This is a genomic window from Pelomonas sp. KK5, from assembly GCF_001984095.1.
GTDB lineage: Bacteria > Pseudomonadota > Gammaproteobacteria > Burkholderiales > Burkholderiaceae_C > KK5.
In genome coordinates this window covers 1-2,302 of sequence record NZ_LYVQ01000427.1, presented here as the reverse complement: position 1 = coordinate 2,302, position 2,302 = coordinate 1, and the positions used below count along the sequence as shown (strand labels likewise).

The window sequence follows — 2,302 nt, the reverse complement described above, 5'->3', positions numbered from 1 at the left end:
CTGCTACGAGGCGCTGGGCGAGCTGCCCGCCGAGATCCGCCTGGCTGGCGGCGCCGCCCGCAGCCCGGCGATGCGCCAGCTGCTGGCCTCGGTCACCGGCCGGCCGGTGCGCATCTCCCACCGCGAGGAATGCGGCGCGGCCGGCGCGGCGATCAGCGCGGCGGTGGCGATCGGCACCCACGCCAGCGTGCGCGAGATGCTGCCGCAGTGGGTGGACGCCTGCCTCGACCCGGCCGTCACCGCGCCCGATGCCGCGCAGGCGGCCTTCTACGACGCGCTGTTCCCGGTCTATCGCGAGATGGCCCAGCGGGGCCGCGAGCCCTGGCATGCGCTGGCGCAGGCCCGGCAAGCCTTTCAGGAGTAAGCCCACCATGAACGATTCCACCTCGCCCGCCGCCGCGGTGCGGGCGCTGGCCCCTGCCGACGCCACCTGGCTCAACCCCGCCCAGCGCGCCCGCGACCTGGCCGCCGCCGCGGCCGAGACCGCCGACGTGCTGGTCATCGGCGCGGGCGTCACCGGCGCCGGCGCGGCGCTCGACGCGGCGGCGCGCGGCCTCAAGGTCGTGCTGGTCGAGGCCGGCGACATCGCCGTCGGCACCTCCTCGCGCTCCGGCAAGACCTTCCACGGCGGCCTGCGCTACCTGGAGCAGCTGAATTTCCGGCTCGTCGCCCATGCGATCGAGGAACGCGACCTGATGGTCAGGACGCTGGCCCCGCACATCGCGCGGCCCGAGTCCTTCCTCTACCCGCTGACGCATGCGTTCTGGGAGCGGCCCTACGTGACCGCCGGCGTCACGCTCTACGACCTGTTCGGCCTGAAGGGTGGCGCCGTGCCGCGCCAGCGCCACTTCGGCCGCAAGTCACTGAAGCGTTACATGCCCTCGATCGATGATCGGCGCGTGGTCGGCGGCATCCAGTACAGCGACGCGCTGATGGACGACGCCCGCCACACGCTGGCCCTGTGCCGCACGGCCGCCGGCCGCGGCGTGAAGCTCATCACCCGGGCGCCGCTGGTCGACTTCACCCGCAGCGAGGGCCGCGTGGACGGCGTCGTCGTGCAGGATCGCGTCGGCGGCGAGCGCCGCGTGCTGAAGGCCCGCGCCATCATCAGCGCCACCGGCATCTGGGCCGACGAGATCCAGCAGCTCGCCGGCGCCAACACCTTCCGCGTGCAGCCGGCCAAGGGCGTGCACCTGCTGCTGCGCGCGGAGGCGATCGATTCGGGCACCGGCATCCTGGCCCGCGCCACCGACTCGGTCATCATCGCCCGCCGCTGGTACGGCTACTGGCTGGTCGGCACCACCGACACGCCCTGGACCGGCGACAAGCGCGCGCCGGTGGCCGAAGCCGCCGACATCGACTACCTGCTCGGCAACCTCAACGCCTACCTCGCGCGCAAGGTCACGCGGGCCGACGTGCTGGGCGTGTTCGCCGGCCTGCGTCCGCTGCTGAAGCCGGTGGGCGGCGGGCAGGACGCGACCTCGGCGCTGTCGCGCGACCATGCGGTGATCGACGGCCCGCCGGGCCTCACGACCATCGTCGGCGGCAAGTTCACCACCTACCGCCGCATGGCCGCCGACGCCGTCGACGCGGCGCTGCAGCCGCTGGGCGTCACGACGCGCTCGACCACCGCGACGCTGCCGCTGCTGGGCGCCGGCGACTGGCCCGCGGTGCGCGACAGCGCGCCGGCGCTGGCCCGCGAGTTCGGCCTGAGCGAGCCCGATGCCGGCCGCCTGCTGCAGCGCCACGGCGACCGCGTGCGCGACCTGCAGGCACTGGCCGCCGCCGACGCCACGCTGCGCCGCCCCCTGCCCGGCGCGCCGCAGTACCTGGCCGCCGAGCTGGTCTACGCGGTCGTCGCGGAGGGCGCGCTCTCGCTGGTCGACGTGATGGTGCGCCGCACCCACCTGTCCATCGAATGCGCGGACGGCGGCCTCGCGCTGGCGCCCTTCGTCGCCGACTGCGTGGCGCCGCACCTGGGCTGGAGCGCCGAGGAACGGGAACGCCAGATCGACGCCTATTTCGCCCTGATCGCCAAGGAGCGGGCCGCGCTGCCTGCTTGCTGAAACCAAGGAGACCCACATGAGCATGAACCGAGTGATCAACCAACCCGACCTCGTCGTCGAGGACATGCTGGCCGGCTGGCTGCTGGCCCACCAGGGCCGCGTCGAGGCGCTGCCGGCCAACCCGCGCGTGCTCAAGCGCGCCCGCGCGCCGGAGCGCGGCAAGGTGGGCATCGTGACCGGCGGCGGCTCGGGCCACGAGCCGGCCTTCGTCGGCTACGTGGGCGACGGCCTGGTCG

At 74.4% G+C, this 2,302-nt stretch carries 3 protein-coding genes; all 3 read left to right on the top strand.

What is annotated here, in order from left to right:
- On the top strand, window positions 1-364 hold a 364-nt coding region (locus B0W88_RS31280; protein ID WP_158080986.1), incomplete at its 5' end, for an FGGY-family carbohydrate kinase.
- A gap of 7 nt (window positions 365-371) precedes the next feature.
- Window positions 372-2,066, top strand: a complete 1,695-nt coding sequence (locus tag B0W88_RS31275; protein ID WP_077038358.1) for a glycerol-3-phosphate dehydrogenase/oxidase — start codon at window positions 372-374, stop codon at window positions 2,064-2,066.
- Window positions 2,067-2,082: 16 nt separating this feature from the next.
- The coding region (locus B0W88_RS31270) for a dihydroxyacetone kinase subunit DhaK (protein WP_198937996.1) at window positions 2,083-2,302 on the top strand (220 nt) is incomplete at its 3' end.

Excerpts from the sequence above, each read along its gene's own strand:
- B0W88_RS31275 (WP_077038358.1), top strand. The coding sequence starts at position 372 with ATGAACGATTCCACCTCGCCCGCCGCCGCGGTGCGGGCGCTGGCCCCT.